The sequence below is a fragment of the Bacteroidales bacterium genome, from assembly GCA_029210725.1.
Lineage (GTDB): Bacteria > Bacteroidota > Bacteroidia > Bacteroidales.
Genome location: JARGFM010000001.1, coordinates 1 through 15834 on the forward strand (window position 1 = coordinate 1; position 15834 = coordinate 15834).

Consider the following 15834-nt stretch of genomic DNA (forward strand, 5'->3'; position numbering starts at 1 on the left):
GGGTACCGGTATTGAGTCAAGTAGATAGATGTTTTCACCTTCATTCAATAGGGAAGCGATCCGGTCGTTTAATCTTGCAATCAAGTCTCCCAGTCGCCGCCTTCTTCGATTGAAGGGGCTTCTGTGTATGAGATTGGGAAAATCGTTGATATGATCAGATTTGATCTTCCCAAACAGGTAGTTCTCACTGTCAATACCGATAGTTTCACCCAGTAATGAAAGTGCAATTATTTCACAATCAGACATTTTGGGCTTGTTAGGATAGATGTAATAGTTATAGTCAGCATCAATAGAGCCTTTAAAAAACGATTTTGTAATGTTCAAAATCTTGTCGAAATTTGATTTGAGATGGTGCATGATAAAGGAGTGTTTTTGGTTGAATACTTCCTTTAATTTACTGAAATACAGTAACATGCGCAATCTTTTTTTATAAGAGTTATAAACAGTTTTTAATAGCACAACAGGTTGTATCTTTATCCCGTTAATTAGCCAAACCACACATCCATGAAAAAATTATCGTTAGTATTCCTTTGGGTAGCCGCACTGGTCCTGACTTCCTGTTCGAAAAAGACCCCTGACTTTGTGCACAGCATACCGGATGATGCCATTGCAGTACTCTCGCTGCATCCGATGCAAATTCATACAAAAGGTAAGATCAATTCTTTTACCTCCATCAAGGAAAAAATGAAAGATGAAATCTGGGGGCAGATCCTTGAAAATCCTCTGAGCACCGGTCTTTTGATGAATGAGTATGCTTTTGTTTTCGTGAAGATGGAAGAGGAAGCCCCGGTTTTAGGAGTGGTCGCAGGAATGAAAGATGTGAATAAATTCAAATCCACGCTCTCCGGAATTAAGGAAGGAATCAGTGAAGAGTTTCAGATCAGGGAGGATTACACCTGGATCCAGCCTGACAAGGAAGGGGTAATTGCCTGGAACAACAAGCAGATGATTTTACTGGTCTCCCCGGATCATGATGAATTTGAAACATCCTACTTTATTGAATCCCTGGATCATATGTTCAGTCCGGTTAAAGAAGAGTCCATTACCAGTCTGGTCGATTTCAAAGATTTCCTGGGGAAAATGAAGGACCTCAATCTCTGGGTATCTTCCGATGAAATGTTTGATATCATCGAGATGATGGCGGGCGACAGAATGCCTGATATTCCGGTGGCTCTTTACAATAATTATGCACAAATCTATGTGGATTTTGCCAACGGGGCTATGAATATTAACGGGGAGACTCATTTCAGCGAAGAAGTTGAAAAAAATATCGAGGAATTCCTGGTCATGAAACCGGCTCTCAATAAAGACATGCTGAATCTGGCTCCCGGGGGTCAACTTTTAATGGCTCTGGCTGGTTCCGTGGACATGGCTAAAGCACAAAAGATGGCCGGGAAGTTTGCCAATCCGGAACTTGATACAGTCAGTAATAAGGTCGAGATGGTTACCGGAATGGAGATCCAGGATCTTCTGGATGCCCTTTCCGGCGATTTTACTATTGCCATTAACGGAGTGGAAGGTGAAGCCATGATCCCGCTGGAACTCTACCTGGGAATCGGAGTCAACGGCCAGGCTTTGCAGGAAAAACTCATGGAAACAGTTCAGGGGCTTGCAGCCGTGGAAGAGGAGGGCGATTTCTTCATCATAAACATCCAGGGTAACGAAATATACAGCGGTATCCTGAACGATGTCCTGGTAATCACCAATTCAAAAGGATATAAGGAAGCCGTGAAGGACGGAAGCCATGATACTCCGCTGACCAAATCCAGGTTTGGTGATTTTACCGATGGTTCCTTTGGAATGTATGTGAATCTGGACCTTCCCAAATACCCTGCCATGATCCAGGGTCTGCTTGCCCAGAGGTCCGGGGCTCAGCAATGGGTGTCACGTATTACCGGTCCTTTTGATTACCTGGGTGTAAGCGCCGGAAACTACAAAAACAGGGCCTTATTAAAAACCAGCGACCCATCGGAGAACAGTTTGTATACCATCATGAAAGTTATTGACTCTCCGGAATAAGGCCTGGAACTGAATTGCAGTACATGACCATCCGGCTCGAAAAGATGATACCCCTGCCGATGCTGGAGCAGGACACCTCCGGCTCCGAAGTCTGGGAAGCAGATTCCCTGTTGCTCGAGCAGGGTAAGAGCTATGTGGCCGAAGCTTCCTCGGGAAGAGGAAAAACAAGCCTCCTTTCTGTCATTTATGGCCTTCGGACCGATTACCAGGGGGTGGTCTTCATAGATGACCGGGATCTTAGAAGCCTCTCCCTGAAGGAATGGTCGTCTTACCGGAAAAACAGACTCTCTTTTATCTTTCAGGGGCTTGAGTTGTTTGAAGATCTGACTGCCCTGGAAAACATCCGTTTGAAAAATGAGCTGACCGCTTACCAGACGAACGACAGAATCCTGGAGATGGCCGGGATGCTGGGAATTGAGCCTTTTCTGAAACGAAAAGCCGGGATTCTTTCCTTTGGCCAGCAACAGAGAGTGGCCATTATTCGCGCACTCTGTCAACCCTTCAATTTCCTGCTGGCCGATGAATGTTTCAGCCACATGGACCGGGAAAACAGTCTCGCAGCCTACCAGCTGATCCGCCAGGAGTGTGAAGCGCGCCGGGCCGGATTGATCCTGACTTCTCTCAATAAAACGGACCTTCCAGATACTCTTGCAAGATTAAAACTATGAGGCTCATCTACCGGATACTGTGGAAAGATCATAGCAGGGCCCACCTTCTGGGAGCATTCCTGGGAACCCTGGCAGGATTTGTTCTTTTGCTGGCAGGTATTCAGTTCTACATGGATATTAAATCTGTCCTTACAGAAAACAGGGACCTGCTCGATCCGGAATATATTGTTATAAATAAGAAAGTAAATATCGGTCAGACCCTGGGGCTCGACATAAGTGGATTCACCGAGGAAGAGATACGGGAGATCGAAGCCCAGCCCTTTGCCGACCAGGTGGCAGCTTTCATCTCTAATGAGTTTCCCGTAAGCGCCTTTACCGAGAATGATCGCTTCCCCGATTTTATCACCGAACTTTTCTTTGAAGCGATCCCCGATGAATTCATCGATGTGAAATCGGAAGACTGGCAATGGGATCCTGAGGAAGGAACTATCCCGGTAATCATTCCGCAGGATTACCTGAACCTTTATAACTTTGGCTTTGCCCCCAGCCAGGGACTTCCCCAGATTCCCAAGGGGGTTGTTTCCATGATCAATTTCAAATTGAGGCTGAGAGGTCAGGGACGCGGAAACTATGAAGACTACCAGGGTCGCATAGTGGGCTTCAGTAATCGTGTGAACTCTATTCTTGTTCCGCTCGATTTTCTGGAATGGGCCAACAAGAAATACGGATACTTTAAGAAAAGTGATCCGTCTCAGGTCATCCTGGTCTCCAAAGATCCCACCGATCCTTCCATCATCAGGTTTATCGAGGAAAAAGGTTACGATACCATCCGGGAAAAGCTGAAGAGCAGCCGGATGAATATCATCCTCAAATTTGTAATCAGCTTTCTGGTGATTGTGGCTGCCATCATTATCGGACTGGCATTCCTGGTATTCCTTCTCAGTCTGCAGCTGATGATCAGCCGCTCTTCAGATAAGATCAGGAGGCTCAGCAAACTGGGCTTTCATTACCGGGAGATCAGCCGTCCCTATATCCTCTTACTGCTTTTGCTAATGGCAGGAATTACCGGGCTTTCTTTGTTGCTTACCTCCGTGCTTGCCGGTCAGATTCAACAAAGCGCAGAAGCCTGGAGCCTCAATATCTCTCCCACGCTTCACGGGATCATTTACGGCACTGCCCTGGGTCTGATCCTTCTGATATCTGTGGCCAATGTGGCCGCCATTCTGATAAGTACCAAAAAGCTATGCAAATAGCTCCATTTTTGCTGCAAATAGTTTGTATCATTCAAATTAATCACTATTTTTGCATCCCCAAATAATTTATAAGTCGATTATGGCACATCATTTATCAGCGAAGAAGAGGATCAGGCAAGCAGAGTCGAAGCGAGCAAATAACAAGTATTCCGCCAGGACCACAAGGAACGCCGTGAAAAAACTGCGTGGAACTACCGATAAGGAAGCCGCCACAGAGCAGTATTCAGAAGTAGTTTCCATGCTTGACAGACTTGCCAAGAACAATGTAATTCACAAGAATAAGGCCTCCAATCTCAAGTCGAAGCTTTCAAAGCACGTGAACAGCCTGTAAGAGCATTCACCTCACCATATTCTTAAGGCCTTCCACTTCCGGTGGTGGGCCTTTTTTTATTTAAATATTCTTCCGGAGAAGGGGGGGGGTATTCACACTGATGTTTCTGCTTCCGGCATATCAAAGAGTTAAACAGGAAGATGAACAAATACAACTCACACGCCCTGACCACCTGGGCAGTGGAAGAGCGCCCCAGAGAAAAAGTGATGGCCAACGGGGTCCACTACCTCTCCGATTCAGAGCTCCTGGCAATTTTGCTGGGTTCGGGCACAAAAAATATGACAGCGGTAGAACTGGCCCGCTTCGTTTTGAAAGAGTCGGGGAACAATCTGCAGCAACTGGGAAGGCAGGGAATCAGCGATCTGGTAAAAATTAAAGGGGTTGGACCGGCCAAGGCGATCACTCTGCTGGCTGCCCTGGAACTCGGCCGCAGGAGGGCGGGGATGCAGCATACGGAAAAAATACCGGTTAAATCCAGTGAAACGGTCTTCCGGATCTTTCATCCGCTGATGGGCGACCTGGAACATGAAGAGTTCTGGCTGCTGATGCTTAACCGGGCAAACAGGGTGTTGGGAAGGTATAAAGTCAGCCAGGGCGGACTCTCAGGGACAGTGATCGATACCAGGATCATACTGAAAAAATCCCTGGATAACCTGGCCTCCTCCATCATTGTTTGCCACAACCACCCCTCGGGCAATATGCAACCCAGCGATGCCGATGTGAAAATCACCGAGAAATTAAAAAAAGCGGCCGAAATGCTGGAAATTAAACTATTGGATCATGTTATTATAGCAGATAAGTCCTATTTTAGTTTCGCAGATGAAGGATTGATTCACTAACTACTCTTGTATTTTGATTCAGATTCTACTGACCATACTCTTTAGCTCCTTTAAGTTTGCAGCTACCTTTCCGCTGGTCGTCCTGAAGTTCAGGTTTTCATTTGCGGAGACCCTGCTGTGGACCAACCTTGGAGGAATAGTTGGAATCTACTTTTTTGCCTTCCTGGCGGAAAAGGTACTTGCCTGGTGGGAAAGGATATTCGGAAGATGCAGGAGGACCCTCCCGGAGGACAGGCAGAAGGTAAAAAAGACCTTCACCCGCAGGAACCGGAGGATCGTTCGAATAAAGCAGAAATACGGGCTTACCGGCATTGCCCTGTCTACGCCCTTCCTTCTTTCCATCCCGGTCGGCGTCTTCCTGCTTGTCCGGTATTACCGGAGCTCCAGAACCAAATTTCTGTACCTGATTGGCTCCAACATCATCTGGTCGGTCATCTATACGGCTTTCTATATGTTCTGGGATGAACTTCTTCTGAACAGGTCCTGACCTGCCGGCAGGACTTCCGACTGATCGGAACACTGTTCCAACATCTCACGGATGCTTATTCCCGAAACAGGATGTATCAGTTCAGGGGCCATTTCGGCCAGCGGAACCAGGACAAACCTGCGGTCTCCCATGGATGGATGAGGAAGTGATAAGCGGGGATGATCCATCTGCATGTGCCCGTACAGCAGCATATCAATATCAATGATCCTGTCGCTGTAACCCGCTCCGCCCTTTCCCCTGCCCATCTCTGCTTCTATATCCTGCAAGAGATCCAGTAAAGGAAGCGGCCCAAGGGCGCTTCTGATTGAAATACAGCAGTTACAGAACCTGTTCTCACTGGTATATCCCCAGGCTTCCGAATCATAGTAAGAAGAGATGGCTTCCATCCTGCCGATCCTTTGCTGAATCAGCTTCACCGCCTCGTTAAGGTTTTGTTCCCGCCTGCCCAGGTTGCTTCCCAGTGAAAGGTATATCAGATTCATGTTTTCTTCACACTAAGGTATTTATTATCATGCACAATTTTAGTACATTGCGGCTTCAAAATCAGTAGATATGAAAAATTTTCTTAGTAGTCTTTTAGCTACCATCACAGGCCTGCTAATTATGACTGTTCTGGTCTTTATAATTTTTATGGGTCTAGTTGCTGCCTCCACCTCCAAAGCACCCGTGGAGGTTAAGGAAAACTCCCTGCTTCTGGCAAGATTTAATGCACAAATTCTTGATCGCACCACGGAGGATCCTTTTGCGCTTCTTTTCTCAGGAAATTTCATGTATGATGAAACCATGGGGCTGAACCAGATCCTGAAGGACCTGAAGAAAGCCGGCACCGATGAGAACATTGAAGGTATCTTTATGAATCTTGGTGGTATCAATGCCGGGATCGCCACCCTGGGAGAGATCCGGGAGGCCATGCTGGACTTTAAGGAGAGCGGGAAGTTTATCTACGCCTATTCCAGCGCCTACACCCAGAAATCCTATTACCTGGCTTCAGTGGCCGACAGTGTGTTTATGGCCCCTGAGGGAATGTTCCTGTTTAACGGGATGAGCGCCCAGGTCATGTTCTACAAAAAAGCCCTGGAAAAGGCCGGGGTCGAAATGCAGGTGATCAGGCACGGATCCTACAAGGGAGCCGTCGAACCTTTCCTGCGTAACGATCTGAGCGAAGAGAACAGGGAGCAGATTGAAAGTTATGTGGGAGCCCTGTGGGGTAAGATCGTGGAAGATATCTCTGCGAGTCGTGGCCTTTCCGTAGAGAAGCTGAACCAGATTGCCGACGAACTGGCAAGCATTGACCCGGAAAAACTGGTAGAGACCGGGATGATCGACGGACTCATCTATTACGATGAGATGCTTGCCCGGATGAAAGAGCGCCTGGGAGTGGAAGAGGAGGACGATCTGGAGGCTGTCTCCCTGAAGGACTATAAGGATGCGACTGTAAAGAAGAAGGATAAGGAATTCAGCAGGGACAAAATTGCGGTTATTTATGCCTACGGGGCCGTGGTGGACGGAAATATGGGTGAGGGATACATCGGGTCGGAACGCATCTCCCAGGCCATTCGCAAGGCCCGGAGAGACAAGTCTGTCAAAGCCATCGTTTTCCGGATCAATTCCGGGGGAGGCAGCGGATCCGCCTCTGACATTATACACCGGGAAGTAATGCTGGCAGCGAAAGTAAAACCTGTGATCGCTTCCATGGGTGACCTGGCGGCTTCAGGTGGTTATTACATCGCCGCTCCTGCCGATACCATCCTGGCCGGACCGGGCACCATTACCGGATCCATCGGTGTATTTGGGATGTTTCCCAATGTTCAGAAACTGATGAATGATAAAATAGGCATCACCACCGAGGTGGTAAAAACCAATGAAAATGCCAACATACTCACGGCCCTGGATCCCCTGGATCCTGAGGAGCGGCAGATCGTTCAGAAAATGATTGATGACTTCTACATCAATTTCGTGAATATAGTGGCAGAAGGAAGGAATAAATCCTATGAGGAGATCGATGCCATAGCAGGAGGCCGGGTCTGGGCAGGTGCAGATGCCCTGGACCTGGGATTGATTGATATGTTTGGAGGATTGGAAAAATCTATCGAAGTAGCCGCAGAGATGGCCGGACTGGAGAGCTATCGGGTGCAGGAGCTACCCAGACTTGAAGACCCCATGGCAGCCATCATGAAACAGCTTACCGGGGGCTCCATGGCCCGGACCGAGCAAATCCTGAAACGCGAACTCGGAGAAGAATACAAACACTACAGGAAGATTCAGGAGATCCGGAATATGCATGGCATACAGGCCATCATGCCCTTCGAGATTGAACTCCGTTAATAAGAGGCAGGGCAGACCTGGAAAACCTATCATGAACTATGAATAAAACCGGTCGGAATAACTGGAAGGTCCTTCTTATCCCTTTCTCCTGGCTCTACGGCCTGGTGATCTGGGTCAGGAACAACCTTTATGATACGGGGTTTCTGAAATCTGCCGGCTTTAACATCCCCCTGATCTCGGTGGGGAACATCACGGCAGGAGGCACAGGAAAAACTCCGCATGTGGAGTACCTGGCCGAGCTGCTTCAAAAAGATTTCCGTGTCGCCACCCTGAGCCGGGGCTATAAAAGAAGTACCAGAGATTTCCGGATTGCCGGCCCGGAATCCTCCGTTCAGGAAATCGGAGACGAACCCTTGCAGATGAAGCGGCGTTTTCCGGGGATAACCGTTGCCGTTGACCGGAACAGGTCAAACGGAATACAATTGTTAATGAAAGAGGATCCCTCGGTGGAGGTGATCCTTTTGGACGATGCCTATCAACACCGCTCCGTCAAACCCGGGTTCTCCATTCTGCTGGTCGATTACACCCGCCCCATCGGCAAGGACCATTTGCTGCCCGCCGGCATGCTGAGGGAACCGGCCAGGAACCTTCACCGCGCCAATATCGTTCTGGTCACCCGTTCGCCCGAAAGAATCAAACCCTTGGAGCTCAGGCAGTATGCCAATGAGACAGGCCTTACCCTGGGTCAGCACCTCTATTTCACAAGCATGCGCTACGGGAATCTGTCCCCGGTATTTCCGGCAGTCAGAAAAAAGGATGCTGCATGGTTCAAACATTATGCGGGGGGAGTTCTGATTGTATCGGGAATTGCCAGGCCCCGGCCTCTTCGCCAGTATGCAAGAAGCATCAACACCAACATCCGTGAGCTCTCTTTTCCGGACCACCACCCCTATTCCGGGAGAGACCTGGAGAAGATCTCCCGCAACTATCGGGAATTCAGGGAGCAGCATGGGGAGATCCTGGTACTGACCACCGAAAAGGATGCCGTAAGGCTTCGGGGTCTCAATCCGGAAGTGGAGTGGAAAGAGGCCATGTATGCCGTGCGCATCCATGTCCACTTTTTGAATGATGATAAAGATGAATTTGACCGACAAATATGGAACTATGTTAACAGCAATAAACGAAGCAGTCTCCTTTATCAGGGAGCAGATTCATGAAACCCCCGATACAGCCATTATTCTGGGGACCGGACTGGGAAAAATAGTGGATCACCTGGAGGTGGAACAGGTAGTGGATTACGAATCCATCCCTCATTTTCCGGTTTCCACAGTTGAAGGACACGAAGGGAAGCTGATCTCCGGCCGGCTGGGAGAGAAACGCATCCTGGTGATGCAGGGGAGATTTCACTTCTACGAAGGGTATGCGATGCAGGAGGTGATCTTCCCCATACGGGTGATGAAGCTGCTGGGCATCAAGACCCTGGTGGTCTCCAATGCTGCCGGGGGAATGAACCCGGATTTCGAGATCGGCGATATCATGCTGATCAATGATCATATCTGCCTGATGCCCAATCCCTTGATTGGAAAACACGATCCCGGATTTGGCGCCAGGTTTCCGGATATGAGTCAGACCTACGATCCTGATCTGCTTCAAAAAGCCCGGGACCTCTCTCAGAAGCTGCAGATACCCATCCGGGAAGGGTGTTATGTAGGTGTAACGGGCCCTACCCTGGAGACCCCCGGGGAGTACCGGTACCTGCGGATTATCGGGGGGGATGCCGTTGGCATGTCGACGGTTCCTGAGGTCATAGCCGCCCACCAGATGGGAATTGCCATCTTTGCGGTTTCGGTAATCACCGATCTGGGTGTTCCCGGAAAGATCCAGAAACTCACCCATCAGGATGTGATTGCTGCCGCAGAAAAGACGGCTCCCAAACTCACGGAGTTGATCATCAACATGATCACCGGCTGATGCAAAAAGCCGGGGACGGATTTGAAAAGGGGAGAGTGCTGACCATGTCGGCGATCCACTTTGTACATGATTGCTACACCGCCTTCCTGGCGCCGGCCCTGCCCCTGATCATTGATAAACTCGGTATCTCTTACGGGATGACCGGACTGCTGGCGGTGATCCAGCGGATTCCATCCCTCTTTAATCCACTGATCGGCATCATTGCCGAGCGACCGGTGATGCGCCATATGGTGATCTTCTCTCCGGCCCTGACCGCCGTGTTTATGAGTCTGATCGGCCTGGCCCCTGGTTATACCATGCTGGCCGTTTTGCTTTTCTTTTCCGGAATCAGTTCTACCCTGTGGCACATTCCCACTCCGGTCATTGTGAAACAAGTCTCCGGAAGCCGGGTGGGGAAAGGGATGAGTTACTATATGGGAGGCGGGGAGCTGGCCCGGACCGCCGGTCCCATGATCGTCCTGGGAGTGATCAGCTGGTGGGGACTGGAAGGGATGTGGAGAATGATGCCCCTGGGAATCATTGCCTCCATGGTCCTCTGGTTCCAGTTCAGGAAAGCCCGGTTTACTCCGCCCTCTTCACCCCGAAAACATCAGGAAGGAAGTTACTGGAAGATCTTCCTGCGTTTTTCAACAGCCTTTGTTCTCACAGGAGGATTCACCTTCTTTCAGGCGGGTTTGAAGGCCTCTGTTACTTACTTTCTGCCCACCTTCCTTACCTCCACCGGAAACTCCCTGCACTATTCCGAGCTGGCCCTGACGGTCCTGCAGCTGGCAGGTGCCATGGGGGCTTTGTTTGCCGGGACCATCAGTGATAAAATAGGCCGGTTCCGTACCCTGCTGATCATCAGTGTTTTTACCCCCTTGCTGACTTTATTGTTCCTGAAGCTGGAAGGATTCTGGATCTTTCCTGTCTTACTGCCACTGGGCTTTTTCATCTTCGCCCCCACCTCGGTGATGCTGGCCACGGTGCAGGAACTGGACACGGAAAAGAAGGCATTCGTGAACTCCATCTACATGACCCTGAATTTTTTTGTAAGTGTGATGGTTTACCCCCTGGTGGGTGCCGCCATCGACAGGCTTGGATTCCTTCCCACCTACCGCTTTATCGCCTACCTGGGATTTGGTGCGGTGATCATTGTGCTTTTTACCCGGAAAGGCTTGCAGAGGACTACCGGTAAACCAGTCCAACCGCCTTCCTCCTGACCCATTGCTCCCCGGTAGGGGGGTGATATGCCCGGGCATGAATCACGTAAAATCCCATAGCCTGCATGGATCCGTCCTCTCCCTCCCCGTCCCAGGTATAGGTCAGCGTGGGCGCTGCCACATGGTTGTTGGCCAGGGTTCTGATCCGCCTTCCCTCCAGATCGCTGATCCACAATCCCACCACCCAGTCGAATCCCCCCGTAGCCAGGGTAATGCGAAGCTGGTCCTGGTAGCCGTCATTATCCGGACTGAACACCTGGGGCTCCACTCCCAGTAATTCCCCGCTATCCCCCTCCGCTGATCTCTGGGAATTTTCCTTTCCGGGGGTGGCATAGCCTGCGATGGAGGCTGCAGAGTGCCAGTTGTCCGGATCACTTCCCGGCCGGTCCGCGGAGATCCGCTCCAGGCTGATCCCCCGGGGATCCTGCAGCAGCTCAAGATGCAGGGTCTCACTGTATGCAGCCATATCCACGACCAGTCCGGCCCGGTCGGTCAGGTAAATGATCCCGCTGCTGTTGTTCATGGCGGGCAGTTCCTCCACCTCCACCCACTGACCGCTTTCCTCCAGCTGGTAGCGGTCCGTCAGCTGAGGCACACAAGCTGTAAGCACCAGGTACTGCCCGGGAAAAACAAGCCTGGAGCATGAAGAGAGCGCGACGGGATGATCGGGAACCCCCTCCTTCTCCTGCAGGTGTACAGCCAGGTCCTTAAGGTCATAAAAACGGTCTCCCGGCAGGTAGAGCTCCAGATACTCCGGGTCTCCCTCTTCGGGATCGAACATGATTTCATTTATCACCAAGGATGCAGGGACCGGACCTGAAACAGCTCCTGCCCGGAACTCGGAGCCGGCCGATTGATTCCCCGCACAATCGCTCAGTCCGGGCAGGGAGAGCCGGTAGGCAGGCCACCCCTGAAAATCCTCCGCAAAACTCAGGTGAAGGGTCTGTGAGAGTGGACCGGGAAGCTCCACAGACACCGGTTCAGCTCCTCCCGGATTCAGCCGGAATGCCGATCCCTGTGTTTCTTCCAAACGTAAGGGTTCAGAAAAGTGCAGCTGCATCTCTCCCGGATCCCCCAGACCGCCATAAAGCAATACCGGGGGAGTCCTGTCCGGCAGGAGCTCCTGAATGCTATTGATCCTGCCCGGTGTTCCTCCTCCGGGATCCTTTGAAAATTTCCAATTTTCGGTAAGTCCGCACAGGTCATCCGGATCAGGCGATTCCAGCGACCATCCTCCCTCCTTCTTCCAGCCGGGCCCGTCCCAGGGAAGCTTGTAGGCAGTTGCTTGCACCAGGGTCCCCTCCCCGCTGTATAGAGACAAAACAGCTCCTTCATTGGGAAGGGTCATCCCCTGGCATACTCCAAATTCCTGCGGGCCGATCTCCTGCAGGAAAGCAGACAGCAGATAAGTCCGCTCATTGACCTTCAGTTCCCACCCCTCCAGGCTGCACAAATAATCCGACCTGTTATAAAGTTCCAGATATTCCGTATCGTAACGAAGCGGTGGTTCGGGATCGGCCATTACTTCATTAAAAACCAAATCCCCCCATTGCGCTTCGTTCCTCAGGACCGGGACCAGGGTATCCGGCATCAGATTTCCATCCGGATCGGCCAGGCCGAAAAGCCGGAGAAGGCAGGGGACCCGGTTCGGGAAGGCCTCGGAAAAGGAGAGCAGAAATTTATCGCCCAGCTCCTTCAGGCTGTCCGGAACCACTCCCCCGGGCCGCTCTTCAGAAAACAAAAGGATGTGGCTCGAATCCGTAAGAACCACCCTTTCCGAAAAGCTTATCTGCAGATCCCTCTCCCCCACCAGGGCCGAACCGGTGACCTTCGGTGCGATGGTATCCATCCCGAAGTGGCCTTCCAGGAGGAAGCGGTCCATCCATAAACCCTGGTCCCTGGAGGAGCTGTAACTGTAACGAAGCACAAATTGCCTGCCCTGTGGAAACTCTTCCGGGTGGCAGGAGCACAGCCACTGCGGCTCCTGCCCGGCCGGATCGGGGGAGTAGTAAAGGTCGAGCCGTCCGCTTCCATCCCCCTGTAATCTGAACAGGGGAGCCAGCCCGCCACCCACCTGCTCCTGGTAATTCAGAGAGGTGGAACACAATTCAAAGATCTCCCCCTCCGCCACCCTCCAGATCTTTACCAGGTCGTCCGAACCCTGGAAATTAACCCCGGCCACAATGCCCTGATAAATCTTCGCTTCGGGCTCACTCCGGACATCCGCTGCCAAAGCCACTTGCCAGTTATTTTGAGAACTGGGTGCATACTTGTGCCGTATCCGGAAAGAGAGGGAGAAAGTGTCCGCAAAGGACAGGGGCTGGTGCCACAGAAGCAGGTAGTCGACCCCCTCCTGCACATTATCAAAACAGTGGTGCAGGGAAGAGCCCCCCTCAAGGGGCTCCACGGAATCGCAGCACCACCGCTCCCGGGGCAGCTGAGTCCAGTCTTCACATAAGCAGTTTTCATGGCATGCCAGACTATCAGTTTCGAAGTCAAACTGGTATTGTCCTGCTAATTTGAAAGAATACAGGAAAATAAAGAGTGAAAAAAATATAATAAGAGAGAAAAAATGGTGATTTTTGCACTTTGTTAATTTAATCATTGAGCGCATGAAAGTAGCTGTAGTTGGTGTAAGCGGAGCCGTCGGACAGGAGTTCCTGCGGGTATTGGAGGAAAGAGCCTTCCCCCTGGATGAACTGGTATTGTTCGGATCGTCGCGCAGTGCGGGGGCCCGGTACACATTTATGGGAAAGACCCTTACCGTAAAAGAGCTGAAGGAAAACGACGATTTTAAGGACATTGACATTGCTTTAACTTCTGCCGGAGGAGGCACTTCCAAAAAATTTGCTTCCACGATCACTAAATACGGGACCATCATGATCGATAACTCCTCTGCCTTCCGGATGGATGAGGATGTGCCCCTGGTGGTTCCCGAGGTAAACCCCGGGGACCTGCACAAGCTCCCCAGGAACATTGTGGCAAATCCAAACTGCACCACCATCCAGATGGTCGTCTGCCTGAAACCCATCCACGACCTCTCTCCCATTAAGCGGGTTCACGCGGCCACTTACCAGGCTGCCAGCGGCGCAGGGGCTGCTGCCATGACCGAGCTGGAGCAACAGATGCGCCAGATAGTATCAGGCGACCCGGTTATCGTCGAGAAGTTCCAGTATCAGCTGGCTCTCAACCTGATCCCACATGTTGATGTGTTCAAAGAGAACGGATACACCGGTGAAGAGATGAAAATGTACAACGAGTCGCGTAAAATCATGCATTCTGATATGCAGGTGAGTTCCACCTGTGTCAGGGTACCGGTCCTTCGCAACCACTCAGAGGCCATCTGGGTGGAAACGGAAGAGGCGCTTGAACTGGACCAGGTAAGAAAGGCTCTCGGGAATGCACAGGGGATCACCCTGCAGGACGATCCTGCAAACAACATTTATCCCATGCCCTTGGGATCGGCCGGCAAGGATGATATTTTTGTAGGCAGGCTGCGCAAAGATCTGGCCAATGAAAAAGGGCTCACCTTCTGGTGCGTTGGCGACCAGATCAAAAAAGGTGCAGCACTGAATGCTGTTCAGATCGCCGAATATATGATCGGAAAGGGCCTGGTTTAAGGGGCCGGACCGATTCTCAGCCGGTTCTAGTACAACAGGTCGTTGTAAGGGTAGCGCTGCACATGGATCTCTTTTACCTTTTGGTATAACTGATCTTTCAGCTCATCGATATTTGATTTCTTCAGAGCGGATATGAAGAGAGAGCCGGGATGTTTCCGGGTCCAGTCCCTGATATGATCGTCCAGGCTCAGATTTTCCTTTGTGGCAAGTGTCAGGTCATCCTTTTCCTTCCGGATATAGGAATAGGCATCGGTCTTATTGAAGACCAGCAAAACAGGAATGTCGCTTCCGCCCAACTCCCTCAGCGTAGTTTCCACCACTTCAATCTGCTCCTCATAATTGGGATGGGAGATATCCACCACGTGTAACAGGATATCGGCCTCCCTGACCTCATCCAGGGTCGATTTAAAAGACTCCACCAGGTGGGTGGGGAGTTTCCTGATAAAACCCACGGTATCGGACAAAAGAAAAGGAAGGTTCTCCACCACCACCTTGCGTACCGTGGTATCGAGGGTGGCAAAGAGCTTATCTTCGGCAAAGACCTTCGATTTACTTAGCAGATTCATCAGGGTGGACTTCCCGGCATTGGTATAACCCACCAGGGCCACCCGCACCATTTTGCCCCGGTTCTTGCGCTGAACCATCATCTGTTTATCAATCCTGGTGAGCTGTACCTTCAAATTGGCGATCCGGTCACGGATAATCCGCCGGTCTGTCTCAATCTCTGTCTCACCAGGTCCTCTTAATCCGATTCCCCCCCGCTGGCGCTCCAGGTGTGTCCACATGCGGGTCAGCCTGGGCAGCAAATACTGGTACTGTGCAAGTTCCACCTGGGTCTTGGCATGGGCCGTCTGCGCCCGGCCGGCAAAAATATCGAGAATCAGGTTGGTGCGATCCAGAATCCTGCAGTTGAGTTCACGCTCAATATTGCGAAGTTGCGAAGGGCTCAGTTCATCATCAAAGATGACCATATCGATCTCTTCTTTCTTCACATACTCCTCCACCTCCTGAAGCTTTCCCGAACCGATAAAGGTTTTTGGATGGGGAACTTCGAGGCGCTGAGTAAAAACAGCTCGCCGGTCCGCACCGGCTGTATCTGCAAGAAAAGCGAGCTCCTCCAGGTATTCCCTGGCCATCTCCTCGGTCTGGTCCCGGGTAATTACTCCCACCAGAACGGCTGTTTCCCGTTGCGGCCTGTGATCCCAATAGTCTCCCATAATGATGTACAAGGGCACAAAA

The 15834-nt window shown here is 51.0% G+C and carries 15 protein-coding genes; 11 read left to right on the forward strand and 4 right to left on the reverse strand.

Annotated elements, in window-relative coordinates; translation table 11 throughout:
- On the reverse strand, positions 1 to 414 hold a 414-nt coding region (locus P1P86_00005; protein MDF1573561.1), incomplete at its 3' end, for a hypothetical protein.
- A 90-nt stretch (positions 415 to 504) separates the two neighbouring features.
- On the opposite strand from P1P86_00005, the gene P1P86_00010 reads away from it, so the two are divergent.
- From P1P86_00010 to P1P86_00035, 6 genes are all read left to right on the forward strand, one after another.
- On the forward strand, positions 505 to 2019 hold the full coding sequence (locus P1P86_00010; protein MDF1573562.1) for a DUF4836 family protein: 1515 nt from the start codon (positions 505 to 507) through the stop codon (positions 2017 to 2019).
- Positions 2020 to 2042: 23 nt separating this feature from the next.
- Complete coding sequence (locus tag P1P86_00015; protein MDF1573563.1) at positions 2043 to 2687, forward strand: ATP-binding cassette domain-containing protein; 645 nt, start codon at positions 2043 to 2045, stop codon at positions 2685 to 2687.
- The gene (locus P1P86_00020; GenBank protein ID MDF1573564.1) at positions 2684 to 3880 is read left to right on the forward strand and encodes a hypothetical protein; all 1197 of its coding nucleotides are present in this window, start codon (positions 2684 to 2686) and stop codon (positions 3878 to 3880) included. Before P1P86_00015 ends, P1P86_00020 begins: the two co-directional genes overlap by 4 nt.
- A gap of 79 nt (positions 3881 to 3959) precedes the next feature.
- On the forward strand, positions 3960 to 4211 hold the full coding sequence (gene rpsT, locus P1P86_00025) for a 30S ribosomal protein S20 (GenBank protein ID MDF1573565.1): 252 nt from the start codon (positions 3960 to 3962) through the stop codon (positions 4209 to 4211).
- Positions 4212 to 4351: 140 nt separating this feature from the next.
- The gene (radC, locus tag P1P86_00030; GenBank protein MDF1573566.1) at positions 4352 to 5050 is read left to right on the forward strand and encodes a DNA repair protein RadC; all 699 of its coding nucleotides are present in this window, start codon (positions 4352 to 4354) and stop codon (positions 5048 to 5050) included.
- 13 nt (positions 5051 to 5063) lie between these two features.
- A complete protein-coding gene (locus tag P1P86_00035; protein MDF1573567.1) occupies positions 5064 to 5537 on the forward strand; it encodes a hypothetical protein in 474 nt (157 codons plus the stop codon).
- Here the strand turns inward: P1P86_00035 and folK are convergent.
- Entirely contained in the window at positions 5498 to 6019 is a 522-nt protein-coding gene (folK, locus tag P1P86_00040; GenBank protein MDF1573568.1) for a 2-amino-4-hydroxy-6-hydroxymethyldihydropteridine diphosphokinase, read from the reverse strand. The two genes, P1P86_00035 and folK, sit on opposite strands and share 40 nt — an antisense overlap.
- A gap of 70 nt (positions 6020 to 6089) precedes the next feature.
- Here folK and sppA point away from each other — a divergent pair, with 70 nt between their 5' ends.
- Genes sppA through P1P86_00060 form a run of 4 tightly spaced genes read left to right on the forward strand, consistent with a single transcriptional unit; the run spans position 6090 to position 10975 of the window.
- Positions 6090 to 7862 carry a signal peptide peptidase SppA gene (gene sppA, locus P1P86_00045; GenBank protein MDF1573569.1) on the forward strand — a complete coding sequence of 591 codons (1773 nt, stop codon included), beginning with the start codon at positions 6090 to 6092 and terminating at the stop codon, positions 7860 to 7862.
- A 38-nt stretch (positions 7863 to 7900) separates the two neighbouring features.
- Complete coding sequence (gene lpxK / locus P1P86_00050) at positions 7901 to 9019, forward strand: tetraacyldisaccharide 4'-kinase (GenBank protein MDF1573570.1); 1119 nt, start codon at positions 7901 to 7903, stop codon at positions 9017 to 9019.
- Positions 8967 to 9773, forward strand: coding sequence for a purine-nucleoside phosphorylase (locus tag P1P86_00055; protein ID MDF1573571.1), 807 nt, complete (start codon positions 8967 to 8969; stop codon positions 9771 to 9773). Before lpxK ends, P1P86_00055 begins: the two co-directional genes overlap by 53 nt.
- Positions 9773 to 10975 (forward strand): MFS transporter, encoded by a 1203-nt coding sequence (locus P1P86_00060; GenBank protein MDF1573572.1) that lies wholly within the window; start codon positions 9773 to 9775, stop codon positions 10973 to 10975. Before P1P86_00055 ends, P1P86_00060 begins: the two co-directional genes overlap by 1 nt.
- Here P1P86_00060 and P1P86_00065 read toward each other — a convergent pair.
- The gene (locus P1P86_00065; protein MDF1573573.1) at positions 10941 to 13382 is read right to left on the reverse strand and encodes a lamin tail domain-containing protein; all 2442 of its coding nucleotides are present in this window, start codon (positions 13380 to 13382) and stop codon (positions 10941 to 10943) included. The two genes, P1P86_00060 and P1P86_00065, sit on opposite strands and share 35 nt — an antisense overlap.
- A gap of 205 nt (positions 13383 to 13587) precedes the next feature.
- On the opposite strand from P1P86_00065, the gene P1P86_00070 reads away from it, so the two are divergent.
- The gene (locus P1P86_00070) at positions 13588 to 14595 is read left to right on the forward strand and encodes an aspartate-semialdehyde dehydrogenase (protein MDF1573574.1); all 1008 of its coding nucleotides are present in this window, start codon (positions 13588 to 13590) and stop codon (positions 14593 to 14595) included.
- A 26-nt stretch (positions 14596 to 14621) separates the two neighbouring features.
- On the opposite strand, the gene hflX is transcribed toward P1P86_00070, so the two are convergent.
- Positions 14622 to 15812, reverse strand: a complete 1191-nt coding sequence (hflX, locus tag P1P86_00075) for a GTPase HflX (protein MDF1573575.1) — start codon at positions 15810 to 15812, stop codon at positions 14622 to 14624.
- Between the last annotated feature and the right edge of the window lie 22 nt (positions 15813 to 15834).